Annotated in this window: 16 protein-coding genes; 14 read left to right on the top strand and 2 right to left on the bottom strand. The window is 67.0% G+C overall.

The genetic code is table 11. The features are described 5' to 3' along the window. From ACSQ3P_RS16205 to ACSQ3P_RS16180, 6 genes are read left to right on the top strand one after another with little or no spacing between them, the layout of a single operon-like run. A complete protein-coding gene (locus ACSQ3P_RS16205; protein WP_436166566.1) occupies nt 1-1,443 on the top strand; it encodes an MmgE/PrpD family protein in 1,443 nt (480 codons plus the stop codon). Then, nucleotides 1,440-2,342, top strand: coding sequence for an isocitrate lyase/PEP mutase family protein (locus ACSQ3P_RS16200; protein ID WP_436166565.1), 903 nt, complete (start codon nt 1,440-1,442; stop codon nt 2,340-2,342). Before ACSQ3P_RS16205 ends, ACSQ3P_RS16200 begins: the two co-directional genes overlap by 4 nt. Further along, a complete protein-coding gene (locus ACSQ3P_RS16195) occupies nt 2,339-4,033 on the top strand; it encodes a hydantoinase B/oxoprolinase family protein (protein ID WP_436166564.1) in 1,695 nt (564 codons plus the stop codon). The genes ACSQ3P_RS16200 and ACSQ3P_RS16195 overlap by 4 nt, the downstream gene beginning before the upstream one ends. Next, nucleotides 4,030-6,090: a hydantoinase/oxoprolinase family protein gene (locus ACSQ3P_RS16190; protein WP_436166563.1), complete on the top strand. Its 2,061-nt coding sequence runs from the start codon at nt 4,030-4,032 to the stop codon at nt 6,088-6,090. The genes ACSQ3P_RS16195 and ACSQ3P_RS16190 overlap by 4 nt, the downstream gene beginning before the upstream one ends. 3 nt (nt 6,091-6,093) lie before the next feature. Continuing rightward, nucleotides 6,094-6,708 carry a cysteine hydrolase family protein gene (locus tag ACSQ3P_RS16185; protein WP_436166562.1) on the top strand — a complete coding sequence of 205 codons (615 nt, stop codon included), beginning with the start codon at nt 6,094-6,096 and terminating at the stop codon, nt 6,706-6,708. After that, complete coding sequence (locus ACSQ3P_RS16180) at nt 6,705-8,102, top strand: FAD-dependent oxidoreductase (protein ID WP_436166561.1); 1,398 nt, start codon at nt 6,705-6,707, stop codon at nt 8,100-8,102. Before ACSQ3P_RS16185 ends, ACSQ3P_RS16180 begins: the two co-directional genes overlap by 4 nt. A gap of 190 nt (nt 8,103-8,292) precedes the next feature. Here the strand turns inward: ACSQ3P_RS16180 and ACSQ3P_RS16175 are convergent, their stop codons facing one another. Beyond that, nucleotides 8,293-9,675: an amidase gene (locus tag ACSQ3P_RS16175; RefSeq protein WP_436166560.1), complete on the bottom strand. Its 1,383-nt coding sequence runs from the start codon at nt 9,673-9,675 to the stop codon at nt 8,293-8,295. A gap of 95 nt (nt 9,676-9,770) precedes the next feature. Next, the gene (locus ACSQ3P_RS16170) at nt 9,771-10,514 is read right to left on the bottom strand and encodes a GntR family transcriptional regulator (RefSeq protein WP_436166559.1); all 744 of its coding nucleotides are present in this window, start codon (nt 10,512-10,514) and stop codon (nt 9,771-9,773) included. A 173-nt stretch (nt 10,515-10,687) separates the two neighbouring features. Between ACSQ3P_RS16170 and uxaC the strand changes: the two genes are divergently transcribed. From uxaC to ACSQ3P_RS16130, 8 genes are all read left to right on the top strand, one after another. Further along, nucleotides 10,688-12,091, top strand: a complete 1,404-nt coding sequence (uxaC, locus tag ACSQ3P_RS16165; RefSeq protein WP_436166558.1) for a glucuronate isomerase — start codon at nt 10,688-10,690, stop codon at nt 12,089-12,091. Beyond that, entirely contained in the window at nt 12,088-12,939 is an 852-nt protein-coding gene (gene kduI, locus ACSQ3P_RS16160; protein WP_436166557.1) for a 5-dehydro-4-deoxy-D-glucuronate isomerase, read from the top strand. The genes uxaC and kduI overlap by 4 nt, the downstream gene beginning before the upstream one ends. After that, on the top strand, nt 12,939-13,703 hold the full coding sequence (gene kduD / locus ACSQ3P_RS16155) for a 2-dehydro-3-deoxy-D-gluconate 5-dehydrogenase KduD (protein ID WP_436166556.1): 765 nt from the start codon (nt 12,939-12,941) through the stop codon (nt 13,701-13,703). The genes kduI and kduD overlap by 1 nt, the downstream gene beginning before the upstream one ends. Beyond that, the gene (locus ACSQ3P_RS16150) at nt 13,700-14,041 is read left to right on the top strand and encodes a cupin domain-containing protein (protein ID WP_436166555.1); all 342 of its coding nucleotides are present in this window, start codon (nt 13,700-13,702) and stop codon (nt 14,039-14,041) included. Before kduD ends, ACSQ3P_RS16150 begins: the two co-directional genes overlap by 4 nt. A 95-nt stretch (nt 14,042-14,136) precedes the next feature. Next, the gene (locus ACSQ3P_RS16145) at nt 14,137-15,120 is read left to right on the top strand and encodes a TRAP transporter substrate-binding protein (protein WP_436166554.1); all 984 of its coding nucleotides are present in this window, start codon (nt 14,137-14,139) and stop codon (nt 15,118-15,120) included. Nucleotides 15,121-15,299: 179 nt separating this feature from the next. After that, nucleotides 15,300-15,830 (top strand): TRAP transporter small permease, encoded by a 531-nt coding sequence (locus ACSQ3P_RS16140; RefSeq protein WP_436166553.1) that lies wholly within the window; start codon nt 15,300-15,302, stop codon nt 15,828-15,830. A gap of 3 nt (nt 15,831-15,833) precedes the next feature. Next, entirely contained in the window at nt 15,834-17,114 is a 1,281-nt protein-coding gene (locus ACSQ3P_RS16135) for a TRAP transporter large permease (protein WP_311913350.1), read from the top strand. Then, nucleotides 17,111-18,583, top strand: coding sequence for a mannitol dehydrogenase family protein (locus ACSQ3P_RS16130; protein ID WP_436166552.1), 1,473 nt, complete (start codon nt 17,111-17,113; stop codon nt 18,581-18,583). Before ACSQ3P_RS16135 ends, ACSQ3P_RS16130 begins: the two co-directional genes overlap by 4 nt. Nucleotides 18,584-18,696 lie beyond the last annotated feature (113 nt).

Below are 18,696 nucleotides of genomic sequence, written 5' to 3'. Positions count from 1 at the left end.
ATGAACGCAAACGCCGCCGTCAGCGCCCAGCCCCGCGCCGAACCCGTGATGCAGCGCCCCGCCACCCCGGGCTGGCTCAGCGAGCTCGCCACCTTCTGCGCCGATCTGCGCTTCGAGCACCTGCCGCCCGAGGTCATCTCTCGTACCGTTCAGGTCATCGCCGACTCGGCCGCCGCCATCGCCGCCGGCGCGCAGGAGCCGGAGACGATCGCGCTCTCCAACCGGCTCGCCCCCTCCGACGACGTCTCGGGCGCCGCCATCATCGGCAGCGGCCGCAAGGCGACGCCGAGCCTCGCCGCTTTCCTCAACGGCACGGCCGGTACGATGCTGGAGCTCGACGAGGGCAACCAGTTCGCCCGCGGCCATCCCGGCATCCATGTGGTACCCGCTGTGCTCGCAGCAGCCGTCCAGGCCAAGGCGAGCGGCAAGGAGGTGATCACCGCGATCGCGCTCGGTTACGAGATCGGCGCGCGCATCGGCATCGCCTCGAAACTGCGCATCACCATGCATCCGCACGGTACCTGGGGCACGGTCGGGGCCGCCGTCGCCATCGCCTGGCTGCACAAGCGCGATGCCGCCGCGATGATCGAGACGATCAACGTCGCCTCCTCGCTCGGCCTCACCACCAGCCGCCGGACGATGCTGGAAGGCGGCACGGTCCGCAACACATTCGCGGGCTTCTCCAACCAGATCGGCTTGATGGTCGATGGTCTCGTCGCCTCGGGCTTCACCGGCGAGGCCGATGGGTTGGGCACCGTCTATGGCTCGGTCATCGCCGATAATTGGCAGCCTGACGTGATGGTCGAGGCGCTGGGGCAGCACTGGGAGATCGCGCGCAATTATTTCAAGCGCCACGCCTGCTGCCGCTATAATCACGGCGCGCTCGACGCGCTCAGCCGGATCGTGACCAGCGAGGGCGGCCGGATCAGGCCGGAGCAGATCGCCCGCATCGATGTCGGCACCTATATCTGGGCGGCGCAGCTCGCCGGCCAGGAGCCGCACAACATGCTGGCGGCGAAGTTCTCGCTGCCCTTCTCGATCGCGACCACGATCGTTCATGGTGCGGCGACCGTCGAGGCCTTCCGCGAACCGGCGCGGCTCGAACCCGTCACCCGCGACCTCGCTCGCCGCATCTTCGTCCGCGAGGACGAGGCCGCGACCGCCAAGCTGCCGGCGCTACGCCCGGCCAAGGTCACGATCACCCTGACCAATGGCCGCGTGCTGGAAGCGGAAGCGCTGACCAATCGCGGCGACACCGAGGATCCCTATAGCGCAGCCGAGATCCGCGAGAAATTCTTCGATCTCGCCGGACCGGTCTGGGGCGAGGCTCATGCCGCCGCGATCCTCGCCCAGGTCGATGCCTTGCCACAGGCCGGGACACTCGACGCGCTGAACGCCCTGCTCGCAGCCGCGCCCGCTACCCCGAACGGACACCAATCATGACCCTTTCCCTGAAGGCACGCTTCGCTCAGGCGGAGATCGTGCTGGCGCCGGGCGTCTATGACGCGCTCACTGCCTCGTTGGCTGAGGCGGCCGGCTTCGAGGCGCTCTACGTCTCTGGCGCCTCGATCGCCTATACCCGCCTCGGCCGGCCCGATATCGGCCTGGTCTCGATGGCAGAGGTTGCCGACACCATCACCATGATCCGCGACCGCATCGCGACGCCGCTGATCGTCGATGCCGACACCGGCTATGGCAATGCGCTCAATATGCAGCGCACCATGCGCCTGTTCGAGCGCGCCGGCGCCAATGCCCTGCAGATCGAGGACCAGAGCTTTCCCAAGCGCTGCGGCCATCTCGCCGACAAGAGCGTGATCGCCGCCGCCGAGATGGTCGGCAAGATCAAGGCCGCCGTCGATGCCCGCGCCTCGCAGGAGACGCTCGTTATCGCCCGTACCGACGCCATCGCGGTGGAGGGTTTTGAAGCCGCGCTCGAACGCGCCCATCTCTATGCGCAGGCCGGCGCGGATATGCTCTTCGTCGAAGCGCCAGGCTCCGCCGACGAGCTTGGCCGCGTCACCGCCGAGCTGAAGGGCCTGGCGCCGCTGATGGCCAATATGGTCGAGGGCGGGCGCACGCCGATCAAATCGGCAAAGGAGTTGGAGGCGCTCGGTTTCTCGCTCGTCATCTTCCCCGGCGGCATCGTGCGGGCGCTCGCCCGCGCCGCCCAGGATTTCTACGGCACGCTGAAGCGCGACGGCTCGACCGACGCCTTCCGCAACCAGATGTTCGATTTCGACCAGCTCAACGCCGTGATCGGCACGCCCCAAATGATCGCGGCCGGCCGGAGCTATGAAGCCGACCAGATCATCGCGGCGGCCGAAAAGAGCAAGCAGGCATGACCATGACGCTCGATCCCGTCACGCTCGCCGTGCTGAAGGGCCGGCTGGAGCAGATCGCCAACGAGATGGACGCGACGCTCTACCGCTCCGCCTTCAACCCGATCATCGCCGAGGCGCATGACGCCTGCCACGGCCTCTACCACGCCACGACCGGCGCGACCCTGGTGCAGGGTACGTCCGGCCTGCCGATCTTCGTCGGCGCCATGGCCTTTGCGGTGAAGGCCGTGATCGACCGGGTCGAGGCCGGCGCCAACAACGATCCCGGCGACACCTGGCTCTTCAACGACCCCTATGAGGGCGGCACGCATCTCAACGACATGCGCCTGGTGCGGCCGATCTTCCGCGACGGCAAACTGTTCTGCTGGCTGGCCTCGGTCGGCCACTGGCTCGATGTCGGCGGCAATGTGCCCGGCAATTTCAACGCCAAGGCGACGGAAAGCTTTCAGGAGGGTTTCCGCATCCCGCCGGTGAAGCTCGTTCGCAAGGGCGAGTTCCAGCACGACATCGTCGAGATCCTGAATGCCAATTCGCGCCTGCCGCAATCGAACTGGGGCGATCTCAACGGCCAGTTGAACGCGCTCGATCTCGGCGAGCAGCGCCTCGACGCGCTCTTGGCGGACTACGGCGTCGCCACCGTCGATGCCGCGCTCGACGCCTTCAGCGCCCGCGCCGAGGCGCTGATGCGCGCCGAGATCGCAGCCCTCCCGGACGGCCGCTATTCCTTCGACGATTTCCTCGACAATGACGGCATCACCGATACGCCGCTCAGGATCGCGCTCGACCTGACGATCGCGGGCGATCTGATGACGCTCGATTTCTCGCGCTCCGCCCCGCCCTGCCAGGGCCCGCTCAACATCGCCTATTCCACCGCGGTCGCCTGCTGCTATGTCGCGCTGAAGCACATTTTCCCGCATGTCCCGGCCAATGCCGGCGTGCTGAAGCCGATCAGCTTCATCATCCCCGACAGCACCCTGCTCGGCGTCAAGGCGCCCAAGCCCGTCGGCGGCTATACCGAGACGATCCTGCGCGTCATCGACACCGTCTTCGGCGTCTTCGCCCAGATCGCGCCCGAGCGCGCCAATGGCTCGCCCTATGCCACGATCAACGCGCTCTCGCTGGCGGGCCACCGCGACGACGGCTCGCGCTTCGTGATGTTCTCCTTCTTCGGCGGGGGCTTGGGCGGCAATCCCGAAGGCGATGGCCTCAACCACGGCAATAATCCGATCTCGACCGCGACGATCCCGCCGGCGGAAATCCTCGAGGCGGCCTATCCCGTGATGTTCACGCAATGGGCGCTGCGGCCCGATTCCGGCGGAGCCGGCCGTCATCGCGGCGGCTGCGGTGCGATCTACGAGATCGAGGCGCTGGCGCAGTCGGGCGCTGACGTCTTCCTGCTCGGCGAGCGCGGCAAATTCCCGCCCTTCGGCGTCGTCGGCGGCGGCCCGGCCGCGATGAACCGCTTCGTCTATGACGGCCCGGACGGCCCGACATCGCCGCCGCTCGTCACCAAGATCACCGACATCCACATCGCCAAAGGGCAGCGCGTCCGGCTCGAAAGCCCCGGCGGTGGCGGCTATGGCGAGCCAAGGGAGCGCGATGCGGCCGCGGTGCGGCGCGATGTGGCGAACGGATATGTGAGTGCGGAGGCCGCGCAAGCACAGTATGGCGTGGATTTGGAGGCCGGACGATGATCTCCCCCTCCCCCAAAGCCGTCGTCGGCGTCGATGTCGGCGGCACCTTCACCGATCTGTTCTGGTTCGACGAAGCGGAAAAGCGCTTCCGCGTCGCGAAAGTTCCGTCGCAGCGTGGCGACGAGGCCAAGGGCTTCATCGCCGGCCTGACCAGCTTCGGGCCCGTCTCCAGCCTCGCCTCGATCGTCCACGGCACCACCGTCGGCACCAACGCCCTGCTCGAGCGCAAGGGTGCCAAGGTCGGCGTCATCACCACACCGGGCTTCCGCGACGCATTGGAGATGCGCCGCCGCGACCGCCGCCAGACCTGGGGGCTGTGGGGCGATTTCACCCCCGCTGCTAGCCGCGAGAACCGGCTGGAGGTGCCCGAGCGGACGCTTGCCGACGGCACGATCCGCACACCCGTCGATCTCGACGCCGTGCGCGAGGCCGCCCAGACACTCGCGCGCCAAGGCTGCGAGGCGCTGGCGATCATCTTCATCAACGCCTACGCCAACCCCGCCAATGAACGCGCCGCGCTGGAAGCGGCCCGCGCAGTCTGGCCGAACGAGCACCTCGCCTGCTCCAGCGCGATCCTGCCCGAGATCCGCGAATTCGAACGCGCCTCGACGACCGCGCTCAATGCCACATTGCAGCCTTTGGTCGGCTCCTATCTAGGCCGGCTGGAGGATGCGCTGGCGCAGGATGGCTTCACCGGCCGCTTCCACATCGTCCAGAGCAATGGCGGCGTGATGTCGACGGCCACCGCCCGCAAGCTCCCCGTCCGCACCGCGCTGTCGGGGCCGGCGGCTGGTGTCATTGCCGCCGCCGCAATCGCCCGCGCCGCCGGCTTCCCCGATGTCATCACCGGCGATCTCGGCGGCACCTCCTTCGACGTCTCGCTGATCGCAGGCGGAGAGGCTGCGCTCGCCGCCCAGAGCACGATCGATTTCGGCATGGTGATCCGCACGCCGATGATCGAGATCACCACGATCGGCGCCGGCGGCGGCTCGATCGCCCGTGTCGATGCCGGCGGCCTGCTCGAAGTGGGGCCGGAAAGCGCCGGCTCGCGCCCCGGCCCGGTCTGCTATGGCGGGGGCAATGACCGCCCGACCCTGACCGACGCCAATCTCGTACTCGGCCGCATCGACGGCTCGAAACCGCTCGGCACCTTGCAGAGCCTGGATGTCGAGGCCGCGCGCGAGGCGATCCGTCGCAAGATCGCCGAGCCGCTTGGGCTCGACGTGATGACGGCGGCGGAAGCGATCGTGAAGATCGCGAATGCCCGCATGGCCGGCGCGATCCGGCTGGTCTCGATCGAGCGCGGTCATGATCCAGCAAAATTCCTGGCCATGCCCTTCGGCGGCGGCGGTGCGCTCCATGCCGGCGCGCTGATCAAGGAGGTCGGCCTGCGCGGCGCGCTGGTACCACGCTTCCCGGGCGTCACTTCGGCGCTCGGCTGCGTCATCGCCGATATCCGCCATGACGGCGTGCAGACGGTGAATTTGATGCTCGACGGTCTCGACGCGGCCACCCTCGACGCCCGCATGGTCGAGGCGGGCGCAGAAGCCCATGCGATTGTCAGCGATGCCGGTTTGAGCGTCGAGCGCATTGACGTGCTCTACGAGCTCGACATGCATTATCTCGGACAGACCCATACGGTCGCAGTGCCCCTGCCGGTGACGCTCACCGAGGGGCGCACCGGCGTGACCAGCACCATCATCCGCGAGGCCTTCGACAAGGCCTATGGCGCTGCCTTCAGCCGCCTCTTGCCCGGCATTCCCGTGCGCATCGTCACACTGCGCACCGCCGCGATCGGCCGCCGCCCCGCCTTCGACCTGACGGCACTGGCGCCGGCCGAGGGCGCGACGCTGGAAGCCGCAAGGCGCGGCTCGCGCCAGGTCTATCTCGAGGGCCAGTGGCGCGAGACGGCGATCTGGTCGCGGCTTGATCTGCCTGTCGGCGCCAGGATCGAGGGACCGGCGATGCTGGAGCAATCCGACGCCACGATCCTGCTCGATCCCGGCCTGACGGCGGAGGTCGACGCGCTGGGCAACCTCGTGATCCTCAGGAGCTGAGCCATGGCGGCCGCCATCACCTCCCTCGCCCACACCGCCTTGCTGATCGTCGATCTGCAGAACGACTTCATCCACCCCGACGGCGCCTATGCGCGCGGCAAGGCCGCCTCCCCGCAGGCACAGGCGTTGCCAGCCAAGCTCAAACCGCTGGCCGACCTCATCCGCGCCAAGGGCGGGCTCGTCGCCGCAACCCAGTTCACCCTGGTGCCGGGGCGTGGCGGCGAGCCGCTGATCTCGCCGCATCTGCTGCAGATGCGGCCCTTCCTGCGCAAGGGCGATTTCCTGCCCGGCGGCTGGGGCCACCAGGTGGTGGACACCCTGCAGCCCATCGATATCGCAGTCGAGAAGATCGCCTATTCCGCCTTCTACCAGACCAGGCTGGAATGGCTGCTGCGCAAGCTCGCCATCGAGCAGCTGATCGTCTGCGGCATCGTCACCAATGGCGGCGTCGCCTCGACGGTACGCGACGCCCATGTCCGGGACATCGACGTGGCCGTGCTGGAAGATGGCTGCGCCGCCCCGACCGAGGCGATGCATGCAGAGGCCATCGCCGCGCTCAAGCCCGTGGCCCGTATCGCCACGATCGCCGGTGTAATGGCGGAGATCGCTGCGCCATGAACGCGGTCCGCCCAGTCGACGGCATCGCCTTCGAGGCCGAGGCCGATGTCCTGATCATCGGCGCAGGCGCAGCGGGGCTCGTCGCCGCGCTCGCCGCGAAGGAGGCCGGAGCCGAGGTCGTCATCGTCGAGCGCGATGCCGTTCCCAGCGGTTCGACCGCGCTTTCAGCCGGGCTCATCCCGGCCGCGGGCACGCGCTTCCAGCGGCAGGCCGACATCGAGGACAGCCCGGCCCTGTTCGCCCGGGACATCCTCGAAAAAGCCCATCACGAGCCCGATGCGGCCATGGTCGGGCACTTGGCCGAGCGCATCGGACCGGTGCTGGAGTGGCTCGCCGACCATCATGGCCTGCCCTTCGACGTCATCACCAACTTCTCCTATCCCGGCCATTCCGCCAGACGCATGCACGGCCTGCCCAAGCGAACCGGCTCGGAGCTGATCGACCGTTTGCGCGAGGCTGTGGAGGCTCAGGAGATTCCGATCCTGACCGGGTTTCGCGCCACCACCCTGTTCCGGAGGCAGGACGGGGCAATCGCCGGCATCGCTGGAACCCGCCCCGATGGCAGCGAGGAGAGGATCGGCTGCAAGGCGCTCGTGCTCGCCTGCAATGGCTATGGCGGCAACCGCGCTCTGGTGGCGCGCCACATCCCGAAAATGACAGAGGCGCTCTGGTTCGGCCATTCCGGCAATGAGGGCGACGCCGTGCTCTGGGGCGAGCAGATCGGCGCGGAGCTTGTCGATATGTCGGGCCATCAGGGCCATGGCTCGGTCGCCCAGCCGCATGGCATCCTGATCAGCTGGGCGACGATCATGGAGGGCGGCTTTCAGGTTAACGCCTTGGGCGAGCGCTTCTCCGACGAGAGCCATGGCTATTCCGAACAGGCCGCCAACGTCCTGCGCCAGCCCGCGGGCAAGGCCTGGACGATCTTCGATGCTCGCATCGCCGGCATCGCGCGCCAGTTCGAGGATTTCCAGAACGCCGAGGCGCAAGGCGCGATCGTCAGCGCGACCTCGATCGAAGACCTCGCCATGAAGACCGGCCTTCCGGAAGCCGCGCTGGCGGCCACCGCGGCCGAGGTCGCCGCGCTGAAGCGCGGCGAAGGGCAGGATCGCTTCGGTCGCGACTTCTCAAATGTGCCACCTCTGGCAGCGCCATTCCATGCGGCCCGCGTCACTGGCGCACTGTTCCATACCCAGGGCGGGTTGCGCGTCGATGACGCCGCCCACGTCCTGGACAAGGACGGCCGGGCCTTCCCTAATCTCCACGCCTGCGGCGGCGCGGCGGTCGGCGTCTCCGGCGCGCAGGCCTCAGGCTACCTTTCCGGCAACGGCCTGCTGACCGCTGTCGCGCTGGGCGAGATTGCCGGCAGGGCAGCAGCCTCTTCCTCAGCCTAGATATCGAGTTCCAGAACCGCCGCTGTCATCCTGAACAAGCCGCGAAGCGGCGCAGATCCGGGGTCCATCGGAGGGCACTACGCTCTACGATGGATCCCGGGACTTCGCGGAGTTTATCCTTGGGCCGATCGAAGATCGGATCCGAGGGCAAAGCCCAGGATGACGGTGTATTTTCGCGGGGAAAACTGGATTAGAGCGACGGCCACGCCGGCATCGGCGCACGCATCTCCTCCCAGGCCTTCGCCATCCGCAGCACGCCGAGATCATCAAAACGCCGCCCGGTAATCTGCAGCCCGATTGGCAGGCCGCCTTTAGTCATCGCGGCATGCACTGAGATCGAGGGCTGGTCGGACATGTTGGCGGGAAGCGTGAAGCAGATATGCTCGAAGGGCCGATCCGGATCATGGATCGGCGAAGCGAGTTCGGCCGGATAGCTCGGCACCGGCGAGACCGGCGACAGCACGAAATCAAACGGCGCGCTCTGCTTCAACGCCGCGTCCTTGATCGCCAGCATCTGGCTCATGCCGCGATAGACCCGTTCGCCCGAGAGCGCCTTTCCGCGTTCCGCCCATTGGAAGATATAGGGCAGCACCTTGGCCTGCTTCTCCGGCGTCAGCGCGCCGATATCGGCCCAGGCGCGCTGGCTCCAGAAATCATCGAGCCCGTCGAGCATGGTGCGCGTCATGAAAGCCGGCGCGGGCGTCACGGTCGCGCCCGCTGCCGCGAAAGCCCTGCCCGCCGCCTCGATCGCGGCCTTCGTCTCGGGCTCGACTTCGATGCCGATGCCGGGGTCGAGCTGCAGGCCGATCCGCAGGCCCTTCAGGTCGATGTCGAGCGACAGCCAGTCGATCTCCTGCGGCGGCAGGCTCATGCCGTCGCGCGTGTCTGGCTTGGACAATTCGCGCATCATCAGCGCCGTGTCGGTCACCGTGCGCGTCATCGGGCCGGCGACACGGCCGTAATAGCTCGGATCGATCGGCACGCGCCCAAAACTGGGCTTCAGACCGACGAGCCCGCACCAGCCGGCCGGCAGCCTGACCGAGCCGCCGATATCGGTGCCGACATGCAAGGGGCCGTAACCGGCAGCGCCCGCTGCTCCCGCACCGGCAGAGGAACCGCCCGGGTTCATCGCCAGGTTCCAGGGATTGCGGGCGAGTTCGTGAAAGCTGGAGAGCCCGGAGGAGAGCATGCCGTAATCGGGCATCGTCGTCTTGGCGAGCGTGATGAAGCCCGCCTCGTTCAGCCGGGCCGCGACCGGTGCGTCCTCGGTCGCCGGAACGAGATCGCGCGCCGCCGTCCCGATCGGCATCGGCACGCCCTTGGTCGCGATATTCTCCTTGATCGTACCCGGCACGCCGTCGAGCGGCAGCGCCTCGCCCTTGAACCAGCGTGCCTCGGAAGCCCTGGCGGCGGCGAGCGCGGCAGTCGGATCATAGGCATAGAGCGCCTTGAGTTTGGGCTCATAGGCGTCGATCCGGGCGATTACGGCCTCCGTCACTTCGACAGGAGAGAGCGTCTTGGCGCGATAGGCATCGAGCAGATCGGCCGCGCTCAGATCGGCGGGGTTGGTCATCGGGGAGTATCCTCGTCCTGGATTCGGCTGTGACAGGCAACGCCAGCGTCGCGCGTCATCCCCGCCTCTAGCAAGCTCCGCGCCGCGCAGGGCGGTCAGACGAAATAGTCGGGATGCGTCGCACGCAGATGGACCAGGTCCGGCAGCAATGTGCCGAGATGCTTGCGCATGGCCGCCTGCGCCGCCGGGCCGTCCTTCCGCCGCACCGCATCGACGATCGAGAGATGCTCGCGGATCACCATCTCCATCCGGCCCGGCACCGGCAGCGTCATGCGCCGGCAGCGATCGATCTGGCTCTTGGCAGCGTGCGCCAGCTTCCAGATGCCGGGATAGCCCGCGCAGATCGCGATCGTCTCGTGGAAGGCCTCGTCGAACAGGTGGAAGCGCTCCTGGTCGCCCTCGTCGAAGGCCTCATGCTGGCGCGCGATCACCGCATCGAGCCGCGCCACGATCTCCGGCGTCGCGATGCCCGCGACGAGGTCGACGGTGGCGCATTCAAGCGCCTGCCGGATGAATACGGCTTCCGGAATCGCTTCGATCGGGATCCGCGCCACGAAGGTGCCGGCCTGTGGAAAGACCTCGACCAGCCCCTCCTCCTTCAGCTTGATCAGCGCCTCGCGCACCGGCGTGCGGCTGATGCCGAAACGGGCGGTCAGCTCCTTCTCGACGAGAGCCGCACCTGGCGCGATCTGCATGGCGAGAATGGCGCGCCGCATCTCGTCCTGCACCAGCGAGGCCGCCGTCGAGCGGCCGGAGGATGTCCCGGCGCCGCGCATCGGCCGGCGCTCGCGGCGTACGGGATCGACCGCCGCCTCCCGCGCACTCGCTATCTCCGACATCGCCCTCGTCTCATCCACGCCCAGCGAAACTCCCCTTTGCCACAAAGCCGCAGCAATCGTGCCGCGGCATTCAATCGCGATAACATGGCGCGGTTTGACACGCTAGTATATTAGTATATCTATCCGACGCTGCTCAGCTTGCCCCGGCCGGCGCGTCTCTGGAGTCCTGCTTGATGTTGCTGCACGATGATCGCCTCTTCCCTGCCGATCCGGTGACGCGCGGTATCGCGCGACGGCTCTATGCGGGCATTCGCGATCTGCCGATCATCTCCCCGCATGGCCACACCGATCCGCGCTGGTTCGCCGAGGACAAGGCCTTTCCCGATCCCGCGACTCTCTTCGTCAAGCCGGACCATTACATCTTCCGCATGCTCTATTCGCAAGGCGTCCGGCTGGAGCAGCTCGGTATCACCCGCAAGGGCGGCAAGCCGGCCAAGAGCGATCCGCGCGCCATCTGGAAGCTCTTCGCCAGCCACTGGCATCTCTTCCGCGGCACGCCGACGCGGCTGTGGTTCGAGCACGCCGCCTCCAGCATCTTCGGCGTCAACGAGCGGCTTACCCCCGCCAATGCCGATGCGATCTACGACGTCATCGCCGGGAAGCTCGAGCAGCCGGAGTTCAGGCCACGTGCCCTGTTCGAGCGCTTCAACATCGAGGCGATCTCGACCACCGAAGGCGCGCTCGACGATCTGAAATGGCACGACATGATCCGCGCCTCCGGCTGGGGCGGCAAGGTCGTCACCGCCTACAGGCCTGACAGCGTCGTCGATCCCGAATTCGAGGGCTTCGCCGAGAACCTCGCCAGCCTCGGCGAATTGACCGGCGAGGACGTCTTCGCCTGGACCGGCTATCTTGAGGCCCATCGCAAGCGCCGGGCCTATTTCAAGGAGCGCGGCGCGACTTCCTCGGACCATGGCCATGCCACGGCGCGCACCGCCAACCTCTCGCAGGCTGAAGCCGAGAAGCTCTTCGCCAAGGTCGTCAAGGGCAAGGCCTCGGCCGAGGATGCCGACCTCTTCCGCGGCCAGATGCTCACCGAGATGGCCAAGATGAGCCTTGATGACGGGCTCGTCCTGCAGATCCACCCCGGCTCCTTCCGCAACCACAACGCCAGCCTGTTCGAGGCGTTCGGCCGCGACATGGGCGCCGACATTCCGCGCCAGACCGACTATGTCACGGCGCTGAAGCCGCTGCTCGACGCTGTCGGCAACGAGCCCAACCTCACCGTCATCGCCTTCACGCTCGACGAGACCAGCTATTCGCGCGAGCTCGCGCCGCTCGCCGGGCATTATCCGGCGCTGAAGCTCGGACCGGGCTGGTGGTTCCTCGATGCGCCCGAGGCCATGCTGCGCTTCCGCGAGCTGACCACCGAGACCGCCGGCTTCTACAACACCGTCGGCTTCAACGACGACACCCGCGCCTATCTCTCGATCCCAGCGCGCCATGACGTCGCCCGCCGCTGCGACTGCACCTACCTCGCCAAGCTCGTCGCCGAACACCGGCTCGACGAGGACGAGGCCGCCGAGATCGCCCATGACCTTGCCTACCGCCTGGCCAAGGAGGCCTACAAGCTGTGACCTCCGCGACGAAGACGATCGACGAACGCCAGGCCGCTCATCCGCGCGATGTGAAGCGCTATGAAACGCAGACCCTGCGCGACGACTTCCTGATCGAGCGCATCTTCGTGCCCGGCGAGGTCACGCTGACCTATAGCCATTACGACCGCATGATCGTCGGCGGCGCGACGCCTGCCGCAAAGCCGCTGACGCTCGAGCCCTTCGCGCCGACGGGCACGCCCTTCTTCCTGGCGCGGCGCGAACTCGGCGTGATCAATCTCGGCGGCGCAGGCAGCGTCACCGTCGATGGCCAGCGCTTCGACATCCCCAATCTCGACGCGCTCTATGTCGGGCTCGGCGCGAAGGAGGTCTCCTTCGCCAGCGCGGACGCCGCAAACCCGGCGAAATTCTACCTGACCAGCGCCCCGGCGCATCGCGAGGCGCCGCACCAATTGATCCGGAAGAGCGACGCCAACACCATCCATCTCGGCTCGGCCGAGACATCGAACAAGCGCACCATCCGGCAATACATCATGCCCAACACCACCGGCACCAACCAGCTGGTGATGGGCATGACGGCGCTGGAGCCGGGCTCGGTCTGGAACTCGATGCCTTGTCACACCCATACGAGGCGCATGGAGGCCTATCTCTACTTCAACCTCGACCCCGCCCACCGCGTTTTCCATTTCATGGGCGAGCCGACGCAAACCCGCCATCTCCTGGTCGCCAACGAGCAGGCGGTGATCTCGCCGAACTGGTCGATCCATTGCGGCTGCGGCACCTCGAACTACGCCTTCGTCTGGGCCATGGCCGGCGACAATGTCGAATTCACCGACATGGATCCGGCGCCCGTGGAGACGCTGCGCTGATGACCCGCCGCTCACCCTTCTCGCTCGAAGGCCGTACCGCGCTCGTCACCGGCGCCAATACCGGCATCGGCCAGGGCATCGCGCTGGCGCTGGCTGAGGCCGGAGCGACAATCGTGGCGGCGGGGCGCTCGGATATGAGCGAGACGCTGGGGCTGATCGAGGCGGCGGGCGCAAGCGCCGTACCGCTTCAACTCGATCTGCAGCAGCCCGGCAGCGCGGCTGTTGCGATCGCAGGCGCAGTGGCCACTGCCGGCCCGCTCGACATCCTCATCAACAATGCCGGCATCATCCGCCGCGCGGACGCGCTCGATTTCAGCGAGGCCGACTGGGACGAGGTGATGAACCTCAATCTCAAGGCGGCGTTCTTCCTCAGCCAGGCCTTCGCCAAGGCGGCTCTTGCCGCCGGTCGCGGCGCCCGCATCGTCAACATCGCCTCGCTGCTCTCCTTCCAGGGCGGCATCCGCGTCGCCTCCTACACCGCGAGCAAGAGCGGGCTTGCCGGGCTGACCAAACTGCTCGCCTGCGAATGGGCGGCCAAGGGCATCAACGTCAACGCGATCGCGCCCGGCTATATCGAGACCAACAACACGCAAGCCCTGCGCGCCGACCCGGAGCGCAGCACCGCGATCCTCGCCCGCATTCCCGCCGCGCGTTGGGGCCAGCCCTCGGACATCGGCGGTGCGGCGGTCTTTCTGGCGAGCGATGCGGCGGCCTACATGCATGGCGCGATCCTTCCCGTCGACGGAGGCTGGCTGGCGCGATGACGAACCGTCTCAATTCCTTCTTCCAGCACGAGGCCACCCTGGCCTGGGAGCCGACCGAACCCGGCGTGAAGCGCAAGATCATGGCCTATGGCCCCGATCTAATGGTCGTGCGCGTCGTTTTTGGCGCCGGCGCTGTCGGCAAGGCGCACAGCCATCCGCACCGGCAGGCCTCCTATGTCGAGAGCGGCGTCTTCGACGTCACCATCGACGGCCGGACCGAGCGCCTGATCGCCGGTGACACTTTCTTTGTGCCTGCCGATCTCGTCCACGGCGTCGTCGCGGTCGAGGCCGGGCAGCTCGTCGATTCCTTCACGCCGATGCGGGAGGAGTTTCTTTGATCTTCGCCTGACCGGCAGGGGCCGGCTGGCCGCCCATCAAGGGCAAGAACGACCGGGAAAAACCGGCGCACGACAATTGGGAGAGGAAACCGACAATGTTGACCAAACGCACCATCGCGGCCTTGGCCGGCGCAGCCATGTTCGCCGCCGTCACCGGCATGGCAAGCGCTCAGAACGTCACCCTGCGCTCGACCGACATCCACCCGGACGGCTATCCGACGATCGAAGCGGTCAAATACATGGGCCAGCTGCTCGATCAGCGCAGCAATGGCCGCATCAAGATCAACGTCTTCCACTCCGCCCAGCTCGGCCAGGAGAAGGACACGATCGACCAGACCCGCTTCGGCGTCATCGACATGAACCGCATCAACATGGCGCCGTTCAACAATCTGATCCCGGCGACCAATGTGCCATCCCTGCCCTTCATCTTCCGCTCCGTCGATCACATGCGAAAGGTCATGGACGGGCCGATCGGCGACAATCTGCTCTCCGAATTCGACAAGCACGACCTGGTCGGGCTCGCCTTCTACGATTCCGGCTCGCGCTCCTTCTACAACTCAAAGCGCGCCATCAAGACGCCCGCCGACATGAAGGGCATGAAGATCCGTGTCCAGCAGTCGGACATGTTCGTCGCCCTGGTCTCGGCGCTCGGCGCCAACGCCACGCCGATGCCCTTCGGCGAAGTCTATTCGGCGCTCCAGACCGGCGTCATCGACGGGGCCGAGAACAACTGGCCGTCTTATGAATCGACGCGGCATTTCGAGGTCTCGAAATTCTACTCCATCACCGAACACTCGCTCTCGCCTGAGGTTCTGGTGATGTCGAAGCGCAGCTTCGCCAAGTTCTCGCCCGAGGACCAGAAGCTGATCCGGGTCGCCGCCAAGGACTCCGTCCTCAAGATGCGCGAGCTCTGGGATGCGCGCGAGAAGGAATCGGAAGCCAAGGTGAAAGCTGGCGGCGCCCAGGTGAACGCGCTGGAGAAGCAGCCCTTCATCGACGCGATGAAGCCGGTCTACGACAAGTTCGTCACCGACGCGAAGCTGAAGGACATGGTCGCGGCGATCCAGGCGGTGAAGTGAGGCCACGCGGTTAAGTAAGTCCTGGCGTCCGGTCTCCGGATCGGACGCAAAGCCCGTCATTGCGGGGAGCCGAAGCGACGAAGCGGTCCAGGGGCCGTCGCGTGAGCCCTCCTGGATTGCTTCGCTTCGCTCGCAATGACGATCCAGCCTGCCCGTCGAAACAGACGCCCGGAGACCCGATGCACCTCTTCACACGATTCCTGACGCGCCTGGGAGCCAAGCTCTGCATCGCCGCGCTCCTGCTGGCGGGCGCCGGGCTCGTCTTGATGACCGTCATGGTCGCCTGGGGTGTCTTCGGCCGCTACGTGCTGAACGACACGCCGATCTGGGTCGAGGCCGGCTCGCTCTTCCTGATGGCCTGGTTCATCCTGCTCGGCTCGGCCGTCGGCGTGCGCGAAAGCGACCATCTCGGTTTCGAGGTCGGCCTCGCCATGTCGCCGCCGCTGCTGCGCAAGGCGCTGATCATCCTGACCGAGGTCACCGTGCTGCTCTTCGGGCTGGCCATGTTCGGCTATGGCTGGCAGCTCGCCGCCGGCACCTGGACCGACCGCATGCCGATCATCGGCATCTCGCGCGGCTGGGACTATGTCCCGATTGCGGCCGGCGGGGCGCTGATCGCGCTGTTCTCCTTTGAGAAACTGATGCTGTTCCTGACCGGCGAGCGCCGCGCTTCGATCGGCTTTTCCCATTTCGCCGCCGCGCAGGAGTGACCCGTGGAACTCTGGATCCTGTTCGGCGTCTTCAGCCTCTTCCTGCTCGTCGGCACGCCGGTTGCCTTCAGTCTCGGCATCGCCTCGCTCGCCACCGTCGTCTATATGGGCCTGCCGCCGGTGGTGGTGTTCCAGCAGATGAGCTCGGGGATGGGCGCCTTCGCCATGATGGCGATCCCGTTCTTCATCTTCGCGGGCGACCTGATGATCCGCGGCGGCATCGCCGAGAAGCTCGTCCAGATGGCCTCCAGCATGGTCGGCCATCTGCGCGGCGGCCTCGGCCAGGTCAACGTCGTCACCTGCACGCTTTTCGGGGGCATTTCGGGCTCGGCAGTGGCTGACGCCTCCGCCATCGGCGGGCTGATGATCCCGCAAATGGTCAAGCGTGGCTATGACGCCGACTATGCGGTGAACGTCACGGCCAACGCCGCGATCATCGCGCTGTTGATCCCGCCCTCGCACAACATGATCATCTACGCGCTCTCGGCGGGCGGTAACCTCTCCATCGCCGACCTCTTCACCGCCGGCGTCATTCCGGGCCTGATGCTGTGCCTGGCGCTGATGGTGACGGCCTGGGCGGTGGCGGTCCGGCGCGGCTATCCCGCCGAGGCCTTTCCGGGCTTCAGGGCGGTCGGCCGCTATGTCGTGCTGGCGCTGCCCGGCATCCTGCTGATCGGCATCATCTTCGGCGGCGTGCGCTCGGGCGTCTTCACCGCGACAGAGTCCTCTTGCGTGGCCGTGGTCTACGCCCTCCTCGTCACCGTGCTGGTCTACCGGCAGCTCAGCTGGAACGGCTTCGTCGAGGCGACGCTGGGCGCCGTGCGCACCACCGCGATGGTGCTGCTCGTGATCGGCACCGCCGGCTCCTTCGGCTGGCTGATGGCCTTCCTGCAGGTGCCGCAGGCGACAATCGGCGCGATGAAGGCGGTCTCCGATAATCCCATCGTCGTCCTGCTGATGATCAACCTCATCCTGCTGGTGCTCGGCACCTTCATGGACATGGCGCCGATGATCATCATCTGCACGCCGATCTTCCTGCCCGTGGTCAAGGCCTTCGGCGTCGACCCCGTTCATTTCGGCGTGATCCTGATCCTCAATGCCGGCATCGGCCTGAACACCCCGCCGGTTGGCTCGGTGCAGTTCGTCGCCTGCGCCATCGGGCGCATCTCGATCGGGCAGTCGATGAAGACGATCTGGCCCTTCTACGGCGCAAGCATTGCCGTGCTGATGCTGGTCACTTATGTGCCCAGCGTGTCCCTCTGGCTGCCGAGTGTATTCCGTTGACGAGACTGACGACCACAAGCCTCGCCGGCCTGTCCGCGAGCATTCGCCGCCCGGCCTATGACCGCTCGCAGCTCAAGCCCGGCATCGTCCATCTCGGCCTGGGCGCCTTCGCCCGCGCCCATCTCGCCGACTATACCGAGGACGCGCTCGAGCGGGATTTCGGTGCCTGGGGCATCATCGGAGCCAGCCTGCAGCGGCCCGACCAGCGCGACCGGCTGAAGCCGCAGGACGGGCTCTACGCCTTCCTGAAGCGCGCGGCTGCCGGTCCGGAGCTGCGTGTCATCGGCTCCGTCCTCGACGTGCTCGTCGCGCCCGAGAATCCTGCCGCCCTTATCGCCCGCATGGCCTCGGCCGAGACCCGCATCGTCTCGCTGACGATCACCGAGAAGGGCTATTGCCACGATCCCGCGACCGGCCGGCTCCGGGAAGACCATCCCGACATCCTGCATGATCTCGACCATCCCGATGCGCCGCGCTCGGCGATCGGCCTGATCACCGCCGCGCTTGCGATCCGCAAGGCGGAGGGCCTTGCCCCTTTCACCGCAATGAGCTGCGACAACCTTCCCCACAACGGCAACGTGCTGCGCGGCCTCATCCGTGACTTCGCCGCCTTGCGCGACGACAAGCTCGCCCGATGGATCGAGGCCCACAGTGCCTTCCCCTCGACCATGGTCGACCGCATCGTGCCTGCGACCACCGAAGCCGACGTTGCCGAGGTCGAGAGCCTGCTCGGATTGCACGACGCCGCCCCCGTCATCGGCGAGCCCTTCCGGCAATGGGCCGTCGAAGACGTCTTCACTATCGGCCGCCCGGCCTGGGGCGAGGTCGGTGCGCAGCTCGTCTCGGAGGTCGCGCCCTTCGAGTTCATGAAGCTGCGCATGCTCAACGGCGCGCATTCGAGCCTAGCCTATCTCGGTTATCTCGCCGGGCATGAGACGGTCGCGCAAGCCAGCGGCGATGCAGTCCTCGCTCGCTTCCTGCAGGGCCTCTGGAGCGAAGTCATCCCGACCGTGCCCGCGCCGCAAGGCGTCGCCCTTCCGGATTATGCGAGCGCTCTCCTCGCCCGCTTCCAGAATCCGGCGATCCGCCACCGCACCTGGCAGATCGCCATGGACGGCTCGCAGAAGCTGCCGCAACGCCTGCTCGGCACCATCCGCGACCGGTTGAAGGCCGGCGCCCCGATCGACCATCTTGCACTGGGCGTCGCAGCCTGGATGCGCTACGTCACCGGCAGCGACGAAAAGGACGGCGCGATCGACGTGCGCGACCCGCTCTCCGCCGAATTCGCCAAGCGCGCCGTTTCGGCCGGCCGCGACGCGAAGGCTTTGAGCGGGGCGCTGCTCGGGATCGAGAGCATCTTCGGCACGGAGCTGCCGCGCGAAGCCGCCTTCACCCAAGCGGTCGAGGTTCAGCTCGCGAAACTGTTCGAGCACGGAGCCAGGGCGGCAGCGGCGGCACTGGCTTCATAACGAGTTCGCTGGAGGAACCCCACCGTCATTCCGGGCGACCGAAGGTCGTCCCGGAATCCATCGGAGGGCGCTGAACTCTACGATGGATTCCGGATCTGCGCCGCTTACGCGGC

The organism is Allobosea sp. LjRoot9 (assembly GCF_964252745.1).
In the GTDB taxonomy this organism is placed as follows: domain Bacteria; phylum Pseudomonadota; class Alphaproteobacteria; order Rhizobiales; family Beijerinckiaceae; genus Allobosea.
Note: the sequence above shows the minus strand (reverse complement) of the source record. Positions and strands in the feature narration are given on the sequence as shown.